Genomic DNA, 489 nt, shown 5'->3' on the forward strand with positions numbered 1-489 from the left:
CGGGGAGCTTTGCCCAAGAGCTCAACCTGCCGGTATGGACACAGTACCTGGCAGATAATGACTTTGTCCTATCCCCAACATATGCGGGGATAGGTGACAACCTAAGGGTCAGACTCAACGGGCTCACTCAGTGGGTCGGGATCAAGGACGCACCGGACAACCAGTCCCTGTACGTCGATGCAAGGGTCACAAACAAAAACGGGGTGGGGCTCTCACTCTACAACGACAGCAACGGGAACACTAGACAGAAAGGACTCAAGGTCTCTTTTTCCCACCACCTGACTCTGGACTACCCGTCAAGGCAGTTCCTATCATTCGGGATTTCATACAACCTGAACCATTTCAGGATCAACATTGAAGATTTTCAGACAACATACAACGATCCGGTAATTGACCCCTACGTCACAGATGATAGGGCCACTTCAAACAATAATTTCGACGTGGGGGCTCTGTACCGTTGGGGAGGATATTACTTCAGCTTCAACGTAA

General features: G+C 50.3%; 1 protein-coding gene. It reads left to right on the forward strand.

What is annotated here, in order from left to right:
- Positions 1 to 489: PorP/SprF family type IX secretion system membrane protein (locus tag LOK78_RS16405; protein WP_232635668.1), on the forward strand; the 489-nt coding region annotated here is incomplete at both ends.

It is taken from the genome of Mangrovimonas futianensis (genome assembly GCF_021245805.1).
GTDB lineage: Bacteria > Bacteroidota > Bacteroidia > Flavobacteriales > Flavobacteriaceae > Mangrovimonas > Mangrovimonas futianensis.